This is a genomic window from Gemmatimonadaceae bacterium (genome assembly GCA_036273715.1).
GTDB lineage: Bacteria > Gemmatimonadota > Gemmatimonadetes > Gemmatimonadales > Gemmatimonadaceae > JADGGM01.
The window spans coordinates 1-23,115 of record DASUHB010000015.1; the positions used below are offsets into that span (position 1 = coordinate 1).

The following is a 23,115-nucleotide window of genomic DNA, read 5'->3' on the forward strand; positions in this document are numbered from 1 at the left end:
GGTCACGCGCGCGAACAACGCACCTTCCCTCGCGTGGCAGCGATCTTCTCCATCATTTGCAATCCTTTTTGTTTTCCTTTTGAGCGTTTGTCGTAGATCTCTCCCTGTGGCTTTTCGGGTGGAGACTCGCCACGCGGTCACTGCCCCCGCGCCTCAGAGCTCAGTACGCCTTCCCACCTCGAGATCACCCACACGAAATCCCGAAGAGCCCCAATTTTTTTTGTTTTATCCGGATTTGACCGGCCTTGTCCGTCTTGTCCGCCTTTAGCCTTTGTCCGGCTTTGTCCGCCTTTACTTCTTGTCCGCCTGTAGTCCGCCTGTACGTTACGGGTATGACCGTGACCGCGCTCCTCTTTGCTTCGTATGCGGATGTCTTGCACCGAGAGAGCATCGAGATCACGCTGCCGAGCGGCGCAACCGTGAGAGACGTCGTCGAGCATGTGCGGGCGATGCCGGGTGGTGGCATTCTGCCTCCGTCTCCGTTGGTCGCTGTGAATCAGGAATATGCGCGCGCCGATGTCGTGCTCACGTCGGGCGACGAGATTGCGATCATTCCGCCGGTGGCAGGAGGCTGAGATGCGCACCGCGATCGTCGACGACGTGATCGATGTCGAAACGCTGCTCTCCGAAGTCGAGCGGGACAGCAATGGTGCGTCCGTGATTTTCATCGGGACGGTGCGCGACCAGAACAACGGCCGTCCCGTGACCGGCATCGAATACGCCTGTTACGGACCGATGGCGGCGCGCGAGCTGGCGAGCATCTGCACCGAAGCATCGGAGCGCTTTGCCACTGTGGACATCGTCGTCGAGCATCGCGTTGGGCATCTCTTCGTCGGCGAAGCGAGCGTCGTGATCGCGGTCGCGCATGCGCGGCGCGCGTCGGCGTACGAAGCGTCGCGCTACATCATCGAGCAGATCAAACGTCGGCTTCCGATCTGGAAGCGTGAGGAATACACGGATGGCACACGCGAGTGGGTCGACCCGACCGCGGTCGCCGTCGTTGGGCCGGAGTCATGATCGCGCTCTCTGATCAATTCGGCAGGCGCATCGAGTACCTGCGCATCTCGGTCACGGACCGCTGCAATTTCCGTTGCGTTTATTGCATGCCGGCCGAGGGTCTCGACTGGCTGCCCAAGCGGGAGATCCTCACGTACGAGGAGATCACCGCGATCGTCGCACAGCTCGCCCCGTTGGGCTTGCGGCGTCTGCGGATTACCGGCGGCGAACCGACGATTCGTCCGGACCTCGTGTCGCTCGTGCGCATGTTGCGCGCGGTGCCGGGCATCGAGGACATCGCGCTCTCGACCAACGGCGTGCGCCTGCCCGAGATGGCGGGCGCGCTCGCGGACGCCGGGCTCGATCGCGTGAACATGAGCGCGGACAGTTTGCGCGCCGATCGCATCGCGTCGATTGCGCGGCGGAACCTTGCCTTCGATCCGCGCGCGTCGGCGGCGGCGGCGGAGCGCGCGGGCCTCATGCCGGTCAAGATCAACATGGTCGTGATGCGCGGCATCAACGACGATGAGCTTGAGGCGTTTGCGCAGCTCACGCTCGAGCACGCGTGGCATGTGCGGTTCATCGAGCTCATGCCGGTGGGTGACATGCGTGCGCTGACGTGGGACCACGTGGTGCCGAGCGACGAGATCTTGTCGCGACTGTCATCGGTGGGCTCGCTCAGCGCCGACAGCGGACCGGAGCGTGGCAACGGACCGGCCAAGTATTATCGGTTTGCCGGCGCGCCGGGATCGGTTGGCGTGATCACGCCAATGACGCACACGTACTGCGGGTCATGCAATCGTGTGCGGCTGACGGCGGACGGGCGGCTGCGCACCTGCCTCTACGGCGATCACGAAGTCAATCTTCGCGACCCGCTGCGGGCGGGACAAAATCTCGAGCCGCTCTACGTCCAGGCGCTCGCCGAGAAGCCGCGCGAGCATCACCTGTTGCAGATGCAGGTGGGTGGACTGCGCGCGTTGTCGCAAGTGGGCGGATAGCCGGACGGCGCCGCGTTCGACGCGATGACGAAACTACCAAACACCGCGACCGCCGAATAGTTTTCGGCGGTTGTTTTGTATTCCCATTCATTGCACGTACCACACGCACATCAAGAGCGACATGGTCGAGAAGATCACGGTTGTCGGGGCGGGGAACGTGGGCGCGACCACGGCCCAGCGGTTGGCGGAGAAGGCGCTCGCGCGGCAGGTGGTGATGGTCGACGTCGTCGACGGCGTCCCACAGGGCAAAGGGCTGGATCAGTGGGAATCGGCGCCCATCGAGGGATTCGATTCGCGCGTGATCGGCACCAACGACTACGGGGCGAGCGCCGGCTCGGCAATCGTGGTCGTGACGGCGGGGATCGCGCGGAAGCCGGGCATGTCGCGCGACGATCTGCTCACCACCAACGCGGGCATCGTGAAGCAGGTGGCGGAGCAGATCAAGCGCACGTCGCCTAACGCAATCATCATCATGGTGTCCAATCCGCTCGACGTGATGGCCTACGTCGCGCTCAAGGTCACCGGCTTCCCGCGCCACCGGGTGATCGGCATGGCGGGGGTGCTCGACACGGCGCGCTACCGGTCCTTCCTCGCCGAGGCCTTGGACGTGTCGGTGCGCGACATCCAGGCCATGGTGTTGGGCGGACACGGCGACACGATGGTGCCGCTCATCTCGTACACCACCGTGAGCGGCATTCCGGTCACGCAGCTGCTCGACCGTGCGAAGCTCGACGCCATCGTCGACCGCACGCGCACGGGCGGCGCGGAAATCGTGAAGTACCTCAAGACCGGCTCGGCCTACTACGCGCCGTCGTCGGCGGCGGTGCAGATGTGCGAGGCGATCGTGCTCGACCAGAAGCGCGTGCTGCCGTGCGCCGCGTGGCTGGAAGGCGAGTACGGGATGTCGGGCTTGTTCCTCGGCGTGCCGTGCAAGTTAGGCAAGGGCGGGATCGAGCAGATTCTGCAGGTGGAGCTCACCGGCGACGAGCGGACGGCGCTCGCCAAGAGCGCGGACGCCGTGCGGGAGCCGATGAAAGTCGTCGGACTCTAGATGGCCGGCTCGCGCGCGCAGGCGTCGTTAGGCGAGAGGCCGGCCGGCCGGGTCCGCCTGTTCTGGCAGTCCACGGTGGGGAAGAAGGTCGTCATGTCGGTCACGGGGCTCATCATGGTGGCCTTCGTGCTGCTGCACATGATCGGCAACCTGCAGGTGTTCGAGAGCGCCGCCCGCCTCAACGCGTATTCGCACTTCCTCCACCACACGATCAACGAGCTGCTGTGGCTCGTCCGGATCGTGCTGCTCATTTCGGTCGTGCTGCACATCGTGGCCGCGGCGCAGCTCACACGCATGGATCGCGCGGCGCGGCCGGTCGGCTATCGCCGCCGCGACGCTCAGGCGTCGACCGTCGCATCGCGCACCATGCGCTGGGGCGGCGTGGCCATCGCGCTCTTTGTCGTCTTCCATCTGCTGCACCTCACCACGGGCACCATCCAGCCAGTGCCGTACGTGCCCGGCGACGTGTACGCGAACGTCGTCGGCGGCTTCCAGCTGTGGTGGGTGACGCTCATCTACGTGCTCGCGATGATTGCGTTAGGCCTGCACATCTTTCACGGCGCCTGGGGCTCGATCCGCACGTTGGGCCTCAACCGGCCGAAGGCCGAGCCCATGCGGCGCCCCATCGCCACGCTGCTGGCCGTCGTGCTCTGGGCGGGATTCTCCATCGTGCCGCTCGCCGTCTTCTTCGGGTGGGTGCGATGAGCGCCCCACTCGATGCGCGCATTCCCGACGGGCCGATCGGCGAGAAGTGGGACCGGCACAAGTTCGAGATGAAGCTCGTCAACCCGGCGAACAAGCGAAAGCACACCGTGCTCGTCGTGGGATCGGGGCTCGCCGGCGCATCGGCCGCCGCCTCGCTCGCCGAGCTCGGCTACCAGGTGAAGTGCTTCTGCTTCCAGGATTCCCCGCGCCGCGCACACAGCATCGCGGCGCAAGGCGGCATCAACGCCGCGAAGAACTATCAGAACGACGGCGACTCGGTCTACCGCCTGTTCTACGACACGGTCAAAGGCGGCGACTTCCGCTCGCGCGAGGCGAACGTGTACCGCTTGGCGCAGGTGAGTCTCAACATCATCGACCAGTGCGTGGCGCAGGGCGTGCCGTTCGCGCGCGAGTACGGCGGCCTGCTCGCCAACCGCTCGTTCGGCGGCGCGCAGGTGTCGCGGACGTTCTATGCGCGCGGGCAGACGGGCCAGCAGCTTTTGTTAGGCGCGTATCAGGCGCTCGAGCGCCAGGTCGGCCTGGGCCGGCTGCGCATGTATCCGCGCACCGAGATGCTGGACCTGGTGGTGATCGACGGCCGCGCGCGCGGCATCGTCGTGCGCGACCTGGTGTCGGGCGCGGTGACCTCGCACGCCGGCGACGTCGTCGTGCTGGCGACCGGCGGCTACGGCAACGTCTTCTATCTCTCGACCAACGCCAAAGGCTCCAACTGCACGGCGATCTGGCGGGCATACAAGCGCGGCGCGGGATTCGCCAATCCGTGCTACACGCAGATCCATCCGACGTGCATCCCGCAGAGCGGCGAACACCAGTCGAAGCTCACGCTCATGAGCGAGTCGCTGCGCAACGACGGCCGCGTGTGGGTGCCGAAGCAGCAGCGCGACACGCGTCCGCCCAACCAGATTCCCGACGCGGACCGCGACTATTACCTGGAGCGCAAGTATCCGAGCTTCGGCAATCTGTCGCCGCGCGACATCGCGTCGCGCGCCGCAAAGGAAGTCTGCGACGAGGGGCGCGGCGTGGGGCCGGGCGGCCGCGGCGTGTACCTCGACTTCGCCGACGCCATCAAGCGGTTAGGCGTCGAGACCATTCGCGAGCGGTACGGCAATCTGTTCGAGATGTACGAGCGCATCACCGCCGAGAATCCGTACACGGTGCCGATGCGCATCTATCCCGCCGTGCATTACACGATGGGCGGGTTGTGGGTCGACTACAATCTCATGAGCACGATTCCGGGGCTGCACGTGGCCGGCGAGGCGAATTTTTCGGACCACGGCGCCAACCGGTTAGGCGCGAGCGCGCTGATGCAGGGGTTGGCCGACGGCTACTTCGTGATCCCGTACACGGTGGGCGACTACATCGGGTCGGCCAAGCTCGAGCGGGTGGACGAATCGCACCCGGCGTTCCGCGATGCGGAGCGCGGCGTGTCGGAGCGCACGGCGCGCCTGCTGGCCATCGACGGCACGCGCACCGTGGACTCGTTCCACCGAGAGTTAGGCAAGGTCATGTGGGACTATTGCGGCATGGCGCGCAACGCCAAGGGCCTCGCGTACGCCCTCGAAAAAATCCCCGAGATCCGCGCCGATTTCTGGCGCACCGTGGATGTGCCCGGCAGCGCCGCCGAGCTCAACCAGGCGCTCGAAAAAGCGGGCCGCGTGGCGGACTTTCTCGAGTTAGGCGAACTGATCTGCCGGGACGCGCTCGAGCGCCGTGAATCGTGCGGCGCGCACTTCCGCGAAGAGTTCCAGACGCCCGACGGCGAAGCCCTGCGCGACGACGCGCACTTCGCGCACGTCGCCGTCTGGCAATACCGCGGCGACGATCAGCCGCCCGAACGGCTCGAAGAGCCGCTCGAATTCGAGAACGTCCACCTGTCGCAGCGGAGTTACAAGTAGCATGCGCACGACCCGACGGCTCACCGGAGTGAGAGCGTGAAGTTCACGTTGCACGTGTGGCGGCAGGCGAGCGCCAGCGCGATCGGCGCGTTCGCGACATATCAGGCCACAGACATCAGCGCGGACATGTCGTTCCTCGAGATGCTCGACGCGGTCAACGAATCGCTCATCGAGCGCGGCGACGAGCCCGTGGCGTTCGACAACGACTGCCGCGAGGGTATCTGCGGGATGTGCGGCATGATGATCAACGGTGTGGCGCACGGGCCCATGCGGGCGACCGCTACATGCCAGCTCTTCATGCGCCACTTCCAGGACGGCGATACGATCTACATCGAGCCGTGGCGCGCGCGCGCGTTCCCGGTGATCAAAGACCTCGTCGTCGACCGCAGCGCGTTCGACCGCGTGATCGCGTCGGGCGGGTTTATCACCGCGCCCACCGGCGGCGCCCGCGATGCGAACAACATCCTGGTGCCCAAATCCGACGCCGACGACGCAATGGATTCCGCGGCGTGCATCGGCTGCGGCGCGTGCGTGGCCGCGTGTCCTAACGGATCGGCATCCCTCTTCACCGGCGCCAAGATCGCGCACCTCGGCGTGCTCCCGCAGGGACAAGCCGAGCGTCGCCAGCGCGTGCTGCGGATGATCGCGCAGATGGACGAAGAGGGCTTCGGCGGCTGCACGTGGCACGGCGAATGTCACGAAGCCTGCCCCAAAGCGATCAGCCTCGACGTGATCGCCCGTATGAACGGCGACTACCTGCGCGCGCTCTGGACGTCACACGAAGAAAAACACGAGCAGGCGGGTGGCTGAACCACCGCCGCACTATGTCCCACGCAACTTCAATCCGCGTCCAAAAGCTCTATCCGTTTTATCCGTTCAATCCGCCTTCAAATCTTTGGCAACGTGACGCCTTGCTGGCCTTGGTACTTGCCGGCCTTGTCTTTATAGGACGTCTCGGGCGGCTCGTCGCCCTCGAAAAACACCACCTGCGCGATGCCTTCGTTGGCATAGATGCGCGCGGGCAGCGGCGTGGTATTCGAGATCTCGAGCGTCACGAAGCCCTCCCACTCCGGCTCGAACGGCGTGACGTTCGTGATGATGCCGCAGCGCGCGTACGTCGACTTGCCGAGGGTCAGCGTTAGGACGTTGCGCGGGATGCGGAAATATTCCACCGAGCGCGCGAGCGCGAAGCTGTTGGGCGGGACGATGCAGACATCGCCCTCGAACTCGACGAACGATTTGGGGTCGAAGTTCTTCGGGTCGACGATCGAGTTGAGCACGTTCGTGAAAATCCGGAATTCCCGCGCGACGCGCATGTCGTAGCCGTACGAGCTGACCCCGTACGAGATCACGCCTTGGCGCACCTGACGGTCCGCGAACGGCTCGATCATGTGGTGTTCGAGCGCCATGCGGCGAATCCAGCGATCACTTTTGAGCGACATGTCGGCGGGTGGGCGGAGGGTGATGACGACTCGGCGGGAAGCGGCGGGCAATGTATGTGTGCTCCTATGAGTTCGCTACGTTGACACTCGACGAGACGTCGCGATAAGTTTCCGGTGTTGGACAACGTGAAAAATTTCACGAGCTGGGAGCCGGATGGGACGAGACTACTTTCCGATTCTTTTGCTGGTCGGCTTCGTCGCGGCAAACGCGGTGATGATGCTCGTCGTCTCCCACCTCACGATTCGGCCGCGTCCAACACCAGAAAAACAGACGCCCTACGAGTCCGGAATGCCGCCGCTGGGTGACGCCCGCGAACGGTTTTCGGTGAAGTTTTACATGGTCGCGATGTTGTTCATCGTCTTCGACATCGAGACGGTCTTCCTGATCCCATGGGGAGCGTCGTTCCGCCAACTCTCCTGCGGTGTTCCTCTCGCCAACGGCGTCTGCCCGATGGGCCAAGTGTCGTTCTTCGGATTCGGTGAAATGATCGTGTTCATCGTGATCCTGGCCGTCGGCCTCGTCTACGTCTGGAAAAAAGGAGCGCTCCAATGGGATTGACCGCCCGTCACACAGACAGCCTTGCGCGAACCGACACCGCATCTGGGTCCGGTGAGAGCTGGGTGGCAACGCGACTCGACTTCCTCGTGAACTGGGGACGCGCGGGCTCGCTCTGGCCAATGCCGTTCGGCACCGCTTGCTGCGCCATCGAGTTCATGGCCACGGCGGCGAGCCGCTTCGACCTGGCGCGATTCGGCATGGAGCGCATGAGTTTTTCGCCGCGTCAGGCCGACGTGCTCATCTGCGCCGGTCGCGTGCCGTTCAAGCTCGCGCCGGTGCTCCGTCGCATCTGGCAGCAGATGCCGCAGCCCAAGTGGTGCATCTCGATGGGCGCGTGCGCGTCGTCGGGCGGCATGTTCGACAACTATGCCGTGGTGCAGGGGATCGACACGATCATTCCCGTCGACGTCTATGTACCCGGCTGTCCGCCGCGGCCCGAAGGCTTGTTGTACGGCATTCTGATGCTGCAGGACAAGGTGAAGCGCGAGCGCATGTCGGATACGGCGCTGCGCAACGAGATGGATCCCGATCCGAAGAGCGGTCTCTACATCCCGCCGGCGGCCATCGACGAGTTGTCGGAGCCGTTTGGAAACTCGGTGCATCAAACCCGGTCCGGACTGTGAGCGCCTCCTGGTCGGTTGTGCTTCCCGGCAGCGCCGCGCCCGACGCCCCGGCGCCGGCGACGCCCAAACACGTGCCTAACCGTGGCGGCGCGGCGAACCCCAGCGCCGACGCGTTGCGCGCCAGGTTTCAGGGCGGCGTCACGCGCGTCGAGGTGATCTGGGGCGAAACGACCGTCTATGTCGACCGCACGCGGCTGTTCGACATCGTGCAATGGTTGCACGACGATCCATCGCAGCGCTACGACTATTTGTCGGATGTCACCGCTGTCGAATACCGCGATCCGGAGCAGCCGATCGAAGTGGTGTGGCATCTCCGGTCGCTGCCATATCGCCGGTTCCTGCGCGTGAAGGTCGAGCTGCCGCGCGACGGCAAGACCCCGCTCGAAGTGGCGAGTGTCTGGAGCGTGTACAAGGGCGCCGATTGGCTCGAGCGCGAGTGCTACGACATGTTCGGCATTCGCTTCGTTGGGCATCCCGATCTGCGGCGCATCCTGATGTGGGAGCAGTACCACGAGGGCTTTCCGCTGCGCAAGGATTTCCCGCTGCGCGGCCGGTTCAGCCGTGCCGAGCAGCTGCGACAGGCGCTCGCCGCCAATCCGGAGGCGCGCTACTCGATGGAAGAGCTGACCGTGGCGCAGGCGTTCGAGGACCTGCCCGAAGCCATGCGCGCGCGGCTCAAGAGCGGCGAGCGGACGGGAGAGTAGCGTGAGCACCAAGCGCACCGTCGACGTCGCGATCGGCACGTCGGGCCTCGATGAGCAGGGACGTCCGCGCCGGGCGCCGCTCACCGTGAACGAGGGTGGAACCGTCACGACGCTCGAGCCGCCGCCGGCGCTCGAGGACGCCCTCGAGCTCGAGGGCGAGCACATGCTGATCAACATCGGTCCGCAGCATCCGGCCACGCACGGCGTGCTGCGGCTCGTGCTCGAGCTGGACGGCGAGACCGTCGTGCGGTGCATTCCGCACATCGGCTACCTGCACTGCGGTTTCGAGAAGATCGGCGAATACCGGCAGTACAACCAGGTGATCCCGTGGACCGACCGCGAGGACTACCTGAACTCGATCGGCAACAACGTGGCCTTCGCGTTAGGCGCGGAGCGGCTGTTTGGCATCGAGATCACGCCGCGCTGCACGGTGCTGCGCGTGATCGCGATGGAGTTGTCGCGGATCATCTCGCACCTCGTGTGGTTGGGCACGACGTGCATCGACATCGGCGCGTTCACGCCGTTCCTGTGGGCGTTCGAGCAGCGCGAGCGGGTCTACGAGCTGCTGGAGCGCTGGGTGGGCGCGCGGCTGACGACGAGCGCCACCCGCGTCGGCGGCATGGCGGCCGACATCCCGGCCGGGTGGATGGATCAGCTCCAGCACTTCATCAAGACGTTCCCGAAAACGGTCGACGAGATCGACCGGGTGCTCACGACCAACGGCATCTGGGTCGGGCGGACGGTTGGGTTAGGCGTGATGTCGGCCGACGAGGCGGTGAACTACGGCCTGTCGGGCCCGATGCTCCGCGCCTCGGGCGTGGCGTTCGATGTGCGCCGCGACTTTCCGTACCTCGACTACGAGACGTACGACTTCGAAGTGCCGGTCGGAACGCACGGCGACGTGTACGACCGGTACCTCGTGCGGATGGAAGAGCTGCGCCAATCGACGCGCATCCTCGCCCAGGCGGCGGCGCGCCTCCCCGAGGGCCCGGTCAACAGCGACGACCATCGCGTCGTGCTGCCGCCCAAGAGCAAGGCGATGAGCGACATGGAGTCGATGATCCACCACTTCAAGCAGGTGATGGAAGGGCCGCGTCCTCCGTTAGGCGAATCGTACGTGGCCGTGGAAAGCCCCAAGGGCGAGAAGGGCTACTACATGGTGTCCGACGGCACCGCCAAGCCCGTCCGCTGGCGCATCCGTCCGCCGTCGTTCCTCAACCTGTCGGCCATCGGCAAGATGGTCGAGGGTCACATGCTCTCCGATGTCATCGCCATCAACGCGAGCATCGATATCGTCATGGGAGAAATCGATCGGTGAAGGTGCACGAAGTCGGCGGCACGCGCGCCGAGAGCGACACGTCGCACGCCGAGCACGAGCGCGGTCCCTACACCCCCGTGTTCGTCGGCGATGCGAAGACCGAGCTCGATGCCTTGCTCACGCGCTATCCGACCAAGATGGCGGCGCTCCTGCCCGTGCTCTGGATCGTACAGCACGAACGGGGATGGGTGTCGGACGACGCCATGGCCGAAGTCGCGGAGCTCCTCGATCTCACGCCGGCGTACGTCAAAGGCGTGGTCACGTTCTACACGATGTACCACCAGCACCCGGTGGGGAAATACTTCATCCAGGTGTGCACCACGTCGCCGTGCGGAGCGTGCGGCGCCGAGAAGGTCGTGGACGCGCTGCTCAAGCACACGCGGTGCGGCGAGTTAGGCGCAACCTCCGCCGACAGCCGCTACACCGTCATCGAAGTCGAATGCCTCGGCGCCTGCGGATTCGCGACGCCGGTGATGGTCAACGAAGAATTCATCGAGTCGGTGACGCCCGAGCGCGTCCCGCAGATCCTCAGCCAGTACCAGTAATGGGCTTTCCACACGCTCCGCACGCCAAGGAGACGCCGGTCCTCTCGCAATACTTCGGCGATCCGGCGGCGCGGACGGTCGCGGGGTGGAAACAGCGCGGCGGCTACGCCGCGCTGGAACAGGCGTTAGGCATGTCGCCCGCCGACATCGTGACCGTGGTCAAAGAATCGGGGCTCCGCGGCCGCGGCGGCGCCGGCTTTCCCACGGGCATGAAGTGGTCCTTCATGAAACCCGGCGACGGCAAACCGCACTACCTCTGCGTGAACGCCGACGAATCCGAGCCGGGCACGTTCAAGGACCGCGAGATCATGCGTTGGACGCCGCACGCGCTCATCGAGGGCGCCGCCATCGGTTCGTACGCCATGGGCGCCGAGACGTGCTACATCTACATCCGCGGCGAGTTCACCGAACCGCTCACCGTGATGAACGCGGCGGTGAACGAGGCGTACGCGGCCGGCATCGTCGGGCCTAACGCCATGGGCACCGGCAAGCGCATCGACGTGCACGTCCACAAGGGCGCCGGTGCGTACATCTGCGGCGAAGAAACGGCGCTCATGAATTCGCTCGAGGGCAAGCGCGGCAACCCGCGCATCAAGCCGCCGTTTCCGGCCGTGGCCGGCGTCTTCGGAATGCCCACCACGATCAACAACGTCGAGACGCTCGCGGCAGTGCCGCACATCATGAACCGCGGCGCGGCCTGGTACAAAGGGATGTCCCACTCGAATCCAAAGAGCACGGGCACCAAGCTGTTCTCGGTGTGCGGCAACATCGCCAAGCCGGGCAATTACGAGGTCGAGATGGGATTTCCATTCAAGGATTTCCTGTACGACATGTGCGGCGGCCCCACGCCCGGCCGGCGATTCAAGGCCATTGTGCCGGGCGGGTCATCGGTGCCCATTCAAACGATGGAAGAGGCAGAAGCCACGCTCATGGACTACGAGGGGTTCGTCGCCCAGGGCTCGATGCTCGGCTCCGGCGGCGTCATCGTGTTCGATGATGCGCAGTGCATGGTGAAGCACATCGCACGGTTCGCGCGGTTCTACGCGCACGAGAGCTGCGCGCAGTGCACGCAATGCCGCGAAGGCACCGCTTGGTGCACGCGCATCCTCGAGCGCATCGAGCGCGGCCACGGTACTATGGAAGATCTCGACACGCTCCTGGATCTGTCCGAGCAGATGACGGCCAAAACGATCTGCGTGCTCAGCGACTCGTGCGCCGCACCGATCGTGTCCGGCATCCACAAGTTCCGGAGCGAATTCGAAGCACACATCACCGGCAAACGGTGCCCGATGGGCGCCACGGCGGCAGCCTGATGGCAGACGCACAACAGGTCTCACTCACGATCGAAGGACGCCAGGTCAGCGTTCCAGCAGGCACGTCCATACTCGAGGCGGCCAAAACCGTTGGCGTGCTCATCCCGCACTACTGCTACCATCCGGGACTCAGCATCGTCGGCAACTGCCGCATGTGCCAGGTCGAGGTCGAGAAAATGCCGAAGCTGGCGCCGGCGTGCCAAACGGCGGTTGCCGAGGGCCAGGTGGTGCACGTGTACGCCGACCGCGCGCTCAAGGCGCGCGAGGCGGTGCTCGAGTTCCTGCTGATCAACCATCCGCTCGACTGTCCCATCTGCGACAAGTCGGGTGAATGCGAGCTGCAGGACTACACGTACCGCGAGGGACGCGCCGCGGGACGCTTGCAGGACCCCAAACGGTTCAATCCGGCAGAAGACTTTGGGGGAGACGTCCAGTATGTGACGAACCGCTGTATTTTATGTACGCGTTGCGTGCGGTTCATGGACGAGGTGGCGCAGGATACCGCGCTCAACGTGAGCGAACGGGGCGACCGCGCGGTGATCGGAAAGTTCGAGGGCAGGGACCTGACGCACCCGTGGGCCGCGAACGTCATCGATCTGTGTCCCGTCGGGGCGCTCCTCTCCAAGGACTTCCTCAACAAGTCGCGGGCGTGGGAGCTGGATCGCACGCCGTCGGTCTGTCCGAACTGTACGCAGGGCTGCAACACGATCCTCGAGACGCGGGACAACATGGTGGTGCGGATGCGTCCGCGATCCAACCTGGACGTCAACCACTATTATCTCTGCGACGAGGGGCGCCTCGACTACCGCTGGATGAACCGGACCGACCGGCTCGAGGCGCCGCTCGTTAGGCGGGGAGACCGGCTGGCGGCCACCGACTGGGACGAAGCGCTGCGCGCCGCGGCGCTGCACCTGAACGGCAAGCGCGCGTTCGTGCTGGCCAGCCCGATGCTCTCCAATGAATCGCTGTGGGTGTTGTCGCGAATCATGAAGCACGGCGGCGGCGCGGGCGGGTTCCGCGTTAGGCGCGAGCCCGAGGCACCGCTGCCCGGCGTGCCCGACCTCGCCCGGCGCGCCGAGCGCGCCGCCAACGTGCGGGCGGCAGAGCTGTTCGGCTTCGCGAAAAGCGACACGCCGCTCGCCCGCATGCAGGAGGGCGACGTACTCATCGTGGCCGACCACGAGGTGGCCGCCGCCGATGCGCCAGCCCTGGCGAAAGCGAGCGCCGTGATCGTGATCGGCACGACGATGCCGGAGCTCGTCTCGAACGCGATCGTTGCGCTGCCTTCCACCAACGTGGCGGAAGAAGACGGCACCTTCACGAATCTGCGCGGCCGCGTGCAGCAGTATCGGCAAGCACGCGCGGCGCCGGGCATGTCGCGTCCCGTGTGGTGGTCCGGCGGCGATCTCCTCGTCTTCCTTGGGGAGCGCGCAGGCTACTACATCGCCAGCGAAGCGTTCGCGGCGCTCGCGGCCCAGCAGCCGGAGTTCGCGGGTATGTCATACGAATCGCTCGGCTTCAAAGGCCAGGCGCTCGCCGGTCAGGCGGTGGCGGCGGGAGGCGCGGCGCGATGAACACGTACGCCGCGTTGATGCTCTTCCAGCACGCGTACGATCCGCAGGCGCCGGTGCACGGCGCGCCGTGGCTCTGGTTCTCGATCATCAAGATTCTGGTGGTGTTCACCGTCCTCATGGTGACCATCGCCTATCTGACGCTGGCCGAGCGGAAAATCTCGGCGTGGATCCAGGACCGGCACGGGCCTAACCGGGTCGGGCCGCGCGGCCTGGCGCAGCCGCTCGCCGATGGGCTCAAGAACATCATGAAGGAAGAGACCTATCCGTCGGCGGCGTACGGCCCGTTGTTCATTCTCGCGCCGGTGATGTCGTTCATCCCCGCGCTGATCACCTTCGCGGTGATTCCGTTCGCCGCCCCGCTGCCGACGCCGTGGGGACTGGTGGACATGTCGATCGCCGACCTGCCCGTCGGGTTTCTGTACATCCTCGCGATCGCATCGCTCGGCGTGTACGGCATCGTGCTCGCCGGATGGAGCTCCAACAACAAGTACGCGCTGTTAGGCGGGCTCCGGTCGAGCGCCCAGATGGTGAGCTACGAGGTGTCGATGGGCCTCGCCGTCGTGGCCGTGCTCCTGTTGTCGGGCAACGTCTCGCTCAGCTCCATCGTCGCGAGCCAGGTGGCCACGGGGTGGTATTTCTTCCCGTTGCTCATTGGCTTTTTCCTGTTCCTCGTCGCTGCGTTCGCCGAGACCAACCGGCTGCCGTTCGACTTGCCGGAAGCGGAGTCGGAGCTCATCGCCGGTTATCACACCGAGTACAGCTCGATGAAGTTCTCGATGTTCTTCATCGCCGAGTACTCGAACATGACCACGGCCAGCGCGCTGCTCACGACGCTGTTCTTCGGCGGATGGGCCGTGCCATTCTGGACCACCGTGAACACGGCACCGTGGCATTGGTGGAAGACGGTGATCACGCTCGTGTGCTTCATGATCAAAACCGGCTTCTTCCTGTTCCTCTATATGTGGATTCGCTGGACGCTGCCGCGGTTCCGCTACGACCAGCTCATGAGCGTCGGCTGGAAGGTGATGCTGCCGATCGCGCTCTGCTATCTCGTGGTCATGGCGGGCGCGATCCTCGCGCTCGATGCGGCTGGCATCGCGCCCTCGGCCAGGTTAGGCGGTTTCGTGCCCGCGTATTGGGCGATCCTCGGCGTGCTCAACATCATCCTGGCCGTGCTCGTGTTCATGGTGTTGGACCGCGGCCGCCTCGTGAGCCCGGCTTCGGCGCGCGTCGGGCCGTCCGAGCTCGCCGAGCTCCGCGCGATGGCGACGCGCCGTCCGGCGCCGGTCCAGGGAGACTGACCATGGCCATTCAAGTGAAAGTGCTCGAGCGCCCGATCCGGCAGACGAGCTACGTGCGCGCGATGCTCAAAGGCATGGCGATCACGTTCAAGCATCTCGCGAATCCGCACAAAGTCACGTGGCAGTATCCCGAACAGAAATGGGATCTATCGCCTCGCTGGCGCGGAACGCATCGGATGCTCACCGACGAGAACGGGAAAGCAAAGTGCGTGGCGTGCGGCCTCTGTCCGCAGATCTGTCCGGCCAATTGCATCAAGCTGGTGCCGGGCGAAGATGAAGAAGGGAACCGCTATCCGCTGGTGTACGAGATCGACGAGTTCCGTTGCATCTTCTGCGGCTACTGCCAGGAAGTCTGCCCGGAGGAAGCCATCCACGTCGGGCGCCACTACGAGAATTCGGAATACAGCCGCGCCGGCTTCGTGTACGACCTCGAGCGTCTGATGGCGCAGACGCATCCGGTATGCGAGATGTGGGACCCCGCCGACCCGCGAGGCGAGTGATGCCTAACGGGTTCGTCTACGAGTTCCTGTTCTACCTGTTCGGCCTGATTGCCATCGTCTCGGCGGCGATCTTCGTGACGCGCCGCAATGCGGTCGCCGCCGCGCTGTGGCTGGTCAACACGATGTTCTGCCTCGCGGCGCTGTACATCATGATGGATGCGCAATTCGTCGGGGCGATCCAGGTGCTGGTGTATGCCGGCGCCATCATGGTGGTGTTCCTCTTCGTCGTGATGCTGCTCAACCTCGGCTTGCCGCCGAGCGTGGCCGACATCAAGAGCAAGGGCGCGCGGATCATCGCGCTCCTGGCGGGACTCGCAATGCTCGCCGAAATTCTGGTGTTGGCGCGACAGAAGCTGCCGGCGGAGCTGCCGTGGCTGCCGCGTGAGACGAGTGTGACGACGCCCATCACCGAGCCGCTCTTCCGCGCCTACCTCCTGCCGTTCGAGATCACGAGTGTGCTGCTCCTGGTCGCGATCGTCGGCGCCGTCGTCCTCGCCAAGCGCCGGAGTTAGTCATGGTTCCCGAAGCCCTGTTCTTCTCGGCGATTCTGTTCGTGATCGGCGTCGTGGGCGTGCTCACGCGGCGCAACGCGATCATCATTTTCATGTGCGTCGAGCTCATGCTCAACGCCGTGAATCTGTCGTTCATTGGATTTTCGCGGCTGTATGGAGCGGGCGGTCAGGTGTTCGTGATCTTCGTCATGAGCGTCGCCGCCGCTGAAGCAGCCGTTGGCTTGGCCATCATCATCGCGATCTTCCGCCACCACGAAACGGTGGACCTCAAGAACATCAATCTGCTCAAAGGGTGATGCTCCAGGTGCCCGTGCCCTTGGCCCAACCGGGCGGAGTGCATCCGCTTGCCGGCTCCATCGCCGAGCTGGTGTGGCTGCTGCCGATATTGCCGTTGATCGGTTTCGTGATCAACGGCGCCATCTCGTTGTTCACGTCGTTCCACGCGGGACCGGCGGATCCGTCGGCCGCGCACGGCGAGCGCGGCGTTGCGCACGCCGGCCACGAGGCACACGACGCGCACGATGAGCACGAGGCGCCCACGCGCGCCCCGCTGCACGCCATCGTGACGATCGTCGGACCACTCGTGCTGATTCTCGCCTTTGCACTGGCGGTCGCGATTTTCTTCGCGCTGCCGTCGCACATGGCCACGCCGTTCGTCAAGACGTACTTCGCCTGGATGCCGGTGGGCACCGACCTGCCGATTCATTGGGCATTCCAGGTGGATCAATTGTCGGTGATGATGGTGCTGTTCGTCACCGGTGTGAGCGCGCTGATTCACATCTTCAGCGTCGGCTACATGGGCGACGATCGGGGCTACGCGCGCTACTTCGCGTTCCTGAACCTGTTCGTCGCGTTCATGCTGGTGCTCGTGTTGGGCGCGAGCTATCCGGTGATGTTCGTCGGGTGGGAAGGCGTGGGCCTCGTGTCGTACCTGCTGATCGGATTCTGGTTCAACGACAAGGCGAACGCCGATGCGGGCAAGAAGGCCTTCATCGTGAATCGCATCGGCGACTTCGGATTCCTGATCGCGATGTTCCTGATCTGGTCGAACGTGGGCACGCTGGATTTCTCCGGCGTGGCAGCGGGCGTCGGTTCGCTGCCGGCGGGCGGACCGTTGCTCACGACCATCTGTCTGTTCCTGTTGCTCGGCTGCACGGGCAAGAGCGCGCAGATCCCGTTGTACGTCTGGCTCCCCGATGCGATGGCGGGCCCGACGCCGGTGTCGGCGCTCATTCATGCGGCGACGATGGTGACCGCGGGCGTGTATCTCGTGGCGCGGAGCTCGTTCCTGTTCTCGCTGTCGCCCGTTGCTTGCCTAACGGTAGCGGTGATCGGCGCGGTGACGGCGCTGTTCGCGGCGACGATCGGCCTCAAGCAGTGGGACATCAAGAAGGTCCTGGCGTATTCGACGGTCTCGCAGATCGGCTACATGTTCATCGGCGTCGGGGTGGGCGCCTACGTGGCCGGTCTGTTTCACGTCATCACGCACTCGTTCTTCAAGGCGCTGCTGTTCCTCGGCGCCGGTTCGGTGATCTTCGGGATGCATGCGGCGTATCACCACACGCACAGCACCGAAGACGCGCAGGACATGCGCAACATGGGCGGGCTGCGCGCGTACATGCCGGTGACGTTCGTCATGATGTGGATCGCGACGCTGGCGATCTCCGGCATTCCCATCTTCGCCGGATTTTTCTCCAAGGATGAGATCCTCGGCTCGGTGATCGCGCGGGCGGGCGACAGCACGCTCGCCGATGTCCATTGGTTAGGCATTCCGGGCAGCGCCGTGTTGTACGCGGTGTACGTGCTGGGGCTCGCCGGTGCGTTCCTGACCGCGCTGTACATGACGCGCATGATGCTCTACACCTTCCACGGACCGAACCGGAGCGGCGCCGAGAACCAGGCGCACCTGCACGAGGCGCCGCCGATCCTTACGTTCCCGGTGGTCGTGCTCGGTGTGTTGAGCGTGTTAGGCGGCATCATCAATCTGCCGGCGTTCCTGCACCTGCCCGCGGGTTGGACCGGCGCGCTCGATCAGTGGCTCGCGCCGGTGGTCGGCGACGCGACGCTCCATGTCACGCACGGGGTCGCGGCCGAAACGCCCAACGAGTTGGCGCTCGTCGGACTGGCCGTCGTGGTCGCCATCGCCGGCATCGTCACCGCCTTCGTGAAGCTCAAGCCGGCGGCGCTCGTACCCAAGCGCGAGGCAAAGTCCGCGACGGGATTCGAGCGGGTGCTCGAGAACAAATACTACGTGGACGAGTTCTACGATCGCGCGGTGGTCACGCCGGTGGTCGCGGTATCGCGCTCGTTCTTGTGGAAGGGCATCGATGCCGGGCTCATCGATGGAGTCCTGGTGAACGGCAGCGCGTGGTTCATGCGCGGGCTCGCGCGCATCGGCTCGTGGTTGCAAACGGGCCAGGTGGGTGCGTACGCCTGGGCGATCGTCATTGGGGTGCTCGCGGTGCTGGGCGCCTTCACTCTCCGCTGATCCATGCGCGAATTCCTCGCCTCCATTCACTACGGCGCGTGGGTTCTGCCGGCGCTGCTGCTGATTCCGCTGGCCGGCGCGCTGATCATCGTGCTGCAGTCGGCCTTCTCGCGCGACGACAGTTCGCTCGCCGCGGCGCCCTCGGCGCGGTGGATCGCGCTGATCACGTTCCTCCTCGAGTTCATCGTCTCGTTAGGCATGTGGTGGGCATTCGACCCGGGCACCATTGCGTGGCAGTTCCGCGTCACGCATTGGTGGATCCCGGGCTGGGGCGCCAACTTCGACGTCGGGGTCGACGGCATCTCCCTCTTCATGGTGCTGCTCACCACGTTCCTCATGCCGCTGTCCGTGTTGGGCGGATGGACCAGCGTGCGCGAGAAGGTGCGCAGCTACTACGCGCTGCTGCTCATCCTGACCACCGGCATGATCGGCGTGTTCCTCGCGCTCGACCTCCTGTTCTTCTACGTGATGTGGGAGGTCATGCTGATTCCGATGTACTTCATCATCGGGATCTGGGGCGGCGAGCGGCGCATTTATGCCAGCGTCAAGTTCTTCATTTATACGTTCCTCGGATCGCTGCTCATGCTCGTCGCGATCCTGTATCTGTGGCTGCACTCGGTCGACACCGTCACACTGAGCAACAGCTTCAGCTACGACACCATCATGCAGCACGCGGCGTTCACATCGCGCGCGGCGCTCTGGCTCTTCGGCGCGTTCTTCCTCGCGTTCGCGGTGAAGGTGCCGATGTTCCCGTTCCACACGTGGCTGCCGGACGCACATACCGAGGCGCCCACGGCCGGATCGGTGATCCTCGCCGGCATCATGCTCAAGATGGGGACGTACGGGTTCCTGCGCTTCGCGCTCCCGCTGTTCCCGGGGGCGGCGCTCACGCCGTGGGTGCGCGACACGATCCTCACGCTCGCGGTCATCGGCATCATTTACGGCGCGCTTGTGGCGATGGTCCAGCCCGACTTCAAGCGCCTCGTCGCCTATTCATCGGTGAGCCACCTCGGCTTCGTGATGTTAGGCATCTATGCGCTGACGCTGCAGAGCGTGCAGGGCGCGCTCATGGTGATGATCAACCACGGCATCTCGACCGGCGCCCTGTTCCTCCTCATCGGCATGATCTACGAGCGGAAGCACACGCGTCTCATCGACGCGTACGGAGGCATCGCGCGCGTGGTGCCGATGTTCGCCGTCGTACTGACGCTCGTGTCGCTGAGCAGCATCGGACTCCCCGGCACGAACGGATTCGTGGGCGAATTCCTGGTGCTCGTCGGCTCGTTCAAGACGCATCCGTGGTTCACATTGTTCGCCACGACCGGCGTCATCTTCGCCGCGTGCTACCTGTTGTGGGCGATACAGCGCATCCTGTTCAACAAGCTGGACAAGCCGGAGAACGCGCTGCTGCGGGATCTGAATCCGCGCGAATTGGTGATCGTCGCCGTGGTCACCGTCGCAATTCTCTGGATCGGCATCTATCCGGCGCCCGTGCTTCGGCGCATGGAGCGCTCGGCGCAGAACTTCGTCCAGGTCGTGACGTCGAGCCCCGGAGCGCGGCTCGCGAGCGCGCCTGAGACCGGAGGCTCGCGATGATGTCCTTCGATCTCTCGATTCCGGGTCAGCTGAGCCTCGCACTGCTGCCGGAGCTGGTGTTGGCCGCCGGCGCGATGCTGCTCCTGCTCATCGCGGCGTGGGGCAAGGAATCGGATGCGCGCGCTCGCACGGTCGGCGTGCTCGCGATCGTGCTCAGCCTCATCACGAGCGCGATCATCATCTGGATGTGGCTCTCCGGCGCCAAGGCCACGCCCGGCATCATCGCGGTGGACAGCTTCCGTTGGGCCAGCGACCTCGTGATCCTGATCGCGACCATCATCACCATCGCGTTAGGCCTCGACTACGCTCGCGTCGAGCAGCTGGTCTCGGCGGAGACGTACGTGCTGGTGCTGCTGGCGTCGGCGGGCATGATGCTGCTCACGTCGGCGCGCGACCTGATCATGGTGTTTCTCGGCATCGAGCTCATGTCGATCGCCGTGTACATCCTGGCCGGCGTCAACCGCCGCAGCGCCAAAGCCGCCGAGGCGTCGCTCAAGTATTTTCTGTTAGGCGCGTTCTCCACCGGGTTCCTGCTGTACGGTATCGCGCTCATCTACGGGGCCACCGGAAGCACCGATCTGGCGACGATCGGCGCCAAGGTCACCGGCGCCACGATTGGCAGCCAGCCGATGCTGCTCGCCGGCATCGCGCTCCTCCTCGTCGGGTTCGCGTTCAAGGTGGCCGCCGTCCCGTTCCACATGTGGACGCCCGACGTCTACGAGGGCGCACCGACGCCGATCACCGCGTACATGGCGGCGGCAGTGAAGGCCGCTGCCTTCGCCGCACTGTTCCGCGTGTGGCGCGAAGCGTTCCCCGGGGCGCTCGGCTCGTGGCACCTGGCACTCTGGTGGCTCGCCGTGCTCACGATGGTGGTCGGCAACCTGGTCGCGCTCGTGCAGAAGAACATCAAGCGGATGCTCGCGTACTCGAGCATTGCCCACGCGGGCTATCTGCTGGTCGCGGTGGTTGCCAACAATCAGCTCGGCTCGGCCGCGTTTCTGTTTTACGTCCTCGCGTATACGCTGGCAACCATGGGCGCCTTCGGTGTCGTCATTGCCGTGGGCGAGCCGGGCGAGCGCCATCAGCAGTTGAGCGACTTTGCGGGACTCTGGACCGTGCGCCCCTGGTTAGCGGCAGCGATGGCGGTGTTCATGCTGGCGCTCCTCGGCTTCCCGATCGCGGGCGGGATGGGATTCTTTGCCAAATGGTACGTGCTCCAGGCGGCGCTCGACGCGACACATCCCGAAACGGGACTGGCCGTCGTGGTCGTGCTCGCGAGCGTGCTGTCGGCGGGCTATTACCTGGCAGTCGTGATGGTGATGTTCATGCGGCCGCGATCGGCAGATGCTCCCGCGCTGCGGCCGGTGCGCACGCCGACGTTCCTCGTCGTGTACGCATCGGCAATCATATTGCTGTTTTTCGGCATATTTCCCGGAGGGTTCACGGGTCTTGCCCGCAACAGCGTACCGACGATCACGGCAAGCGCGCCGTCCGCGTCACCGCCGACAGCGGTAGCGGGCCGGTGATCCAAGCGAGGCCGCCACGCGGCCTCGCGTCGTTTCGAGGGCGGGCGGCAGCATGGTTGGGCACGAGGGAGGAGGCACAGTGGGATTCAGCCAGCAGATCTTCCGGCAGTACGACGTGCGCGGCGTGGTCGGCGACGACCTCACCGGACAGACGGCGCATGCGTTAGGCCGGGCGTACGCCGCCTATCTGACCCAGCATCAGATTCGCGGACCCATCGCCGTTGGACGCGACAATCGTCCGAGCGGCGGCATGCTGCGCGAATCGCTGGTCCGCGCGCTGACCGAATCGGGGCTCGATGTCCTGGACATCGGCGTGGTGCCAACGCCGCTGCTCTACTGGAGCCTCTACAATCTTCCCGTCGCCGGCGGCATCCAGATCACGGGGTCGCACAATCCGCCGGAGTACAACGGATTCAAGTTGTGCGTCGGCAAGACCTCGCTCCACGGCGAAGAAATCCAGGAGCTGTACCGTCTCATTGTCGGCGGACGCTTCCCGGCGGGGAAGGGCGAGGTGCAGTCGGTTCCGGTCATCGACAGGTACGTGCACGACATCGCCACGCGCGTCGGCAAGATCTCGCGCCCGCTGCGCGTGGTGGTCGACTGCGGCAACGGCGTCGGCTCGTTAGTCGCGCCGCAGTTGCTCGACAAGTTGGGCGTCAAGTGGACCGGGCTCTTCTGCGAGAGCGACGGCCGCTTCCCGAATCATCATCCGGATCCGACGGTGGTCGCGAACGTGCAGGATCTCATCGGCGCGGTGACGCGGACGTCAGCCGACATCGGCATCGCGTTCGATGGCGACGCGGATCGCATCGGGGTGGTGGATGGATGCGGCGACATCGTGTGGGGCGACTACATCCTCATCGTGTATGCGCGCGATGTGCTCGCGCGGACGGGGACGGGACAGTCCATCATCTTCGACGTGAAGTGCTCGCAGGCGCTCAGCGATGAGATCACGCGCGCCGGCGGAACGCCGGTGATGTGGAAGACGGGTCACTCGTTGATCAAGGACAAGATGAAGGAGCTGCGGGCGCCGTTGGCCGGCGAGATGTCGGGGCACATGTTCTTTACCGAAGGCTTCTACGGCCACGACGATGCGCTCTACGGCGCGGCGCGGCTGCTGCGCATCATCGCCGACTCGGGACGCAGCATCACCGAGTTGTTGGCGGACGTCCCGCGCTACGTCTCGACGCCGGAGCTCCGCGTGGATGTGCCGGAGGAGCGCAAGTTCGCGATCGTCGATGCGGCGGTGCGTCATTTTCGGCGGACGCACGAGGTGATCGATGTCGACGGCGCGCGCGTGCTCTTCGGCGACGGCTGGGGTCTCATCCGCGCGTCGAACACGCAGCCGGTGCTCGTGATGCGCGTCGAGGCCCGGACGCCGGAGCGGGTGAGCGCCATCCGCGCCGAGCTCGACGACTTTCTGCGCGGGCAGGGCGTCCCCGCCTAAC

Annotated in this window: 23 protein-coding genes; 22 read left to right on the forward strand and 1 reads right to left on the reverse strand. The window is 65.1% G+C overall.

All coding sequences use genetic code 11. The features are described 5' to 3' along the window. Positions 1-338: 338 nt before the first annotated feature. The 7 genes from VFW04_02680 (at position 339) to VFW04_02710 (ending at position 6,476) form a co-directional block, all read left to right on the forward strand. Positions 339-575, forward strand: coding sequence for a MoaD/ThiS family protein (locus VFW04_02680; protein ID HEX5178212.1), 237 nt, complete (start codon positions 339-341; stop codon positions 573-575). A 1-nt stretch (position 576) separates the two neighbouring features. Further along, positions 577-1,017 carry a molybdenum cofactor biosynthesis protein MoaE gene (locus VFW04_02685; protein ID HEX5178213.1) on the forward strand — a complete coding sequence of 147 codons (441 nt, stop codon included), beginning with the start codon at positions 577-579 and terminating at the stop codon, positions 1,015-1,017. Further along, on the forward strand, positions 1,014-1,994 hold the full coding sequence (gene moaA, locus VFW04_02690) for a GTP 3',8-cyclase MoaA (GenBank protein ID HEX5178214.1): 981 nt from the start codon (positions 1,014-1,016) through the stop codon (positions 1,992-1,994). The genes VFW04_02685 and moaA overlap by 4 nt, the downstream gene beginning before the upstream one ends. A gap of 121 nt (positions 1,995-2,115) precedes the next feature. After that, positions 2,116-3,045 (forward strand): malate dehydrogenase, encoded by a 930-nt coding sequence (gene mdh / locus VFW04_02695; protein ID HEX5178215.1) that lies wholly within the window; start codon positions 2,116-2,118, stop codon positions 3,043-3,045. Next, positions 3,046-3,750 (forward strand): succinate dehydrogenase cytochrome b subunit, encoded by a 705-nt coding sequence (locus VFW04_02700; protein HEX5178216.1) that lies wholly within the window; start codon positions 3,046-3,048, stop codon positions 3,748-3,750. It abuts the gene before it with no gap. Further along, a complete protein-coding gene (locus VFW04_02705; protein HEX5178217.1) occupies positions 3,747-5,666 on the forward strand; it encodes a fumarate reductase/succinate dehydrogenase flavoprotein subunit in 1,920 nt (639 codons plus the stop codon). Before VFW04_02700 ends, VFW04_02705 begins: the two co-directional genes overlap by 4 nt. Positions 5,667-5,702: 36 nt before the next feature. Next, on the forward strand, positions 5,703-6,476 hold the full coding sequence (locus VFW04_02710) for a succinate dehydrogenase/fumarate reductase iron-sulfur subunit (protein ID HEX5178218.1): 774 nt from the start codon (positions 5,703-5,705) through the stop codon (positions 6,474-6,476). Between the two features lie 77 nt (positions 6,477-6,553). Here the strand turns inward: VFW04_02710 and dcd are convergent, their stop codons facing one another. Then, positions 6,554-7,108, reverse strand: a complete 555-nt coding sequence (gene dcd / locus VFW04_02715) for a dCTP deaminase (protein ID HEX5178219.1) — start codon at positions 7,106-7,108, stop codon at positions 6,554-6,556. A 154-nt stretch (positions 7,109-7,262) separates the two neighbouring features. Between dcd and ndhC the strand changes: the two genes are divergently transcribed. From ndhC to VFW04_02790, 15 genes are all read left to right on the forward strand, one after another. Further along, positions 7,263-7,667: an NADH-quinone oxidoreductase subunit A gene (gene ndhC / locus VFW04_02720; GenBank protein ID HEX5178220.1), complete on the forward strand. Its 405-nt coding sequence runs from the start codon at positions 7,263-7,265 to the stop codon at positions 7,665-7,667. Further along, positions 7,658-8,290 (forward strand): NADH-quinone oxidoreductase subunit NuoB, encoded by a 633-nt coding sequence (gene nuoB / locus VFW04_02725; protein HEX5178221.1) that lies wholly within the window; start codon positions 7,658-7,660, stop codon positions 8,288-8,290. The genes ndhC and nuoB overlap by 10 nt, the downstream gene beginning before the upstream one ends. After that, the gene (locus VFW04_02730) at positions 8,287-8,994 is read left to right on the forward strand and encodes an NADH-quinone oxidoreductase subunit C (GenBank protein ID HEX5178222.1); all 708 of its coding nucleotides are present in this window, start codon (positions 8,287-8,289) and stop codon (positions 8,992-8,994) included. Before nuoB ends, VFW04_02730 begins: the two co-directional genes overlap by 4 nt. 1 nt (position 8,995) lies before the next feature. Further along, a complete protein-coding gene (gene nuoD / locus VFW04_02735) occupies positions 8,996-10,312 on the forward strand; it encodes an NADH dehydrogenase (quinone) subunit D (GenBank protein ID HEX5178223.1) in 1,317 nt (438 codons plus the stop codon). Further along, the gene (locus tag VFW04_02740; protein HEX5178224.1) at positions 10,309-10,857 is read left to right on the forward strand and encodes an NAD(P)H-dependent oxidoreductase subunit E; all 549 of its coding nucleotides are present in this window, start codon (positions 10,309-10,311) and stop codon (positions 10,855-10,857) included. Before nuoD ends, VFW04_02740 begins: the two co-directional genes overlap by 4 nt. Further along, entirely contained in the window at positions 10,857-12,170 is a 1,314-nt protein-coding gene (nuoF, locus tag VFW04_02745) for an NADH-quinone oxidoreductase subunit NuoF (protein HEX5178225.1), read from the forward strand. The genes VFW04_02740 and nuoF overlap by 1 nt, the downstream gene beginning before the upstream one ends. After that, positions 12,170-13,744, forward strand: a complete 1,575-nt coding sequence (locus tag VFW04_02750; protein ID HEX5178226.1) for a 2Fe-2S iron-sulfur cluster-binding protein — start codon at positions 12,170-12,172, stop codon at positions 13,742-13,744. The genes nuoF and VFW04_02750 overlap by 1 nt, the downstream gene beginning before the upstream one ends. Then, entirely contained in the window at positions 13,741-15,045 is a 1,305-nt protein-coding gene (gene nuoH, locus VFW04_02755) for an NADH-quinone oxidoreductase subunit NuoH (protein HEX5178227.1), read from the forward strand. Before VFW04_02750 ends, nuoH begins: the two co-directional genes overlap by 4 nt. A 2-nt stretch (positions 15,046-15,047) precedes the next feature. After that, positions 15,048-15,545 carry an NADH-quinone oxidoreductase subunit I gene (locus VFW04_02760; GenBank protein ID HEX5178228.1) on the forward strand — a complete coding sequence of 166 codons (498 nt, stop codon included), beginning with the start codon at positions 15,048-15,050 and terminating at the stop codon, positions 15,543-15,545. Further along, positions 15,545-16,057: an NADH-quinone oxidoreductase subunit J gene (locus tag VFW04_02765; GenBank protein ID HEX5178229.1), complete on the forward strand. Its 513-nt coding sequence runs from the start codon at positions 15,545-15,547 to the stop codon at positions 16,055-16,057. Before VFW04_02760 ends, VFW04_02765 begins: the two co-directional genes overlap by 1 nt. 2 nt (positions 16,058-16,059) lie before the next feature. Next, positions 16,060-16,353, forward strand: coding sequence for an NADH-quinone oxidoreductase subunit NuoK (nuoK, locus tag VFW04_02770; protein HEX5178230.1), 294 nt, complete (start codon positions 16,060-16,062; stop codon positions 16,351-16,353). A gap of 8 nt (positions 16,354-16,361) precedes the next feature. Further along, positions 16,362-18,545, forward strand: a complete 2,184-nt coding sequence (gene nuoL, locus VFW04_02775) for an NADH-quinone oxidoreductase subunit L (GenBank protein HEX5178231.1) — start codon at positions 16,362-16,364, stop codon at positions 18,543-18,545. Positions 18,546-18,548: 3 nt separating this feature from the next. Beyond that, entirely contained in the window at positions 18,549-20,141 is a 1,593-nt protein-coding gene (locus VFW04_02780; GenBank protein HEX5178232.1) for an NADH-quinone oxidoreductase subunit M, read from the forward strand. Continuing rightward, positions 20,138-21,667, forward strand: coding sequence for an NADH-quinone oxidoreductase subunit N (locus tag VFW04_02785; GenBank protein HEX5178233.1), 1,530 nt, complete (start codon positions 20,138-20,140; stop codon positions 21,665-21,667). Before VFW04_02780 ends, VFW04_02785 begins: the two co-directional genes overlap by 4 nt. Before the next feature lie 79 nt (positions 21,668-21,746). Beyond that, positions 21,747-23,114, forward strand: a complete 1,368-nt coding sequence (locus tag VFW04_02790; GenBank protein HEX5178234.1) for a phosphomannomutase/phosphoglucomutase — start codon at positions 21,747-21,749, stop codon at positions 23,112-23,114. The last annotated feature ends 1 nt before the right edge of the window (position 23,115 follow it).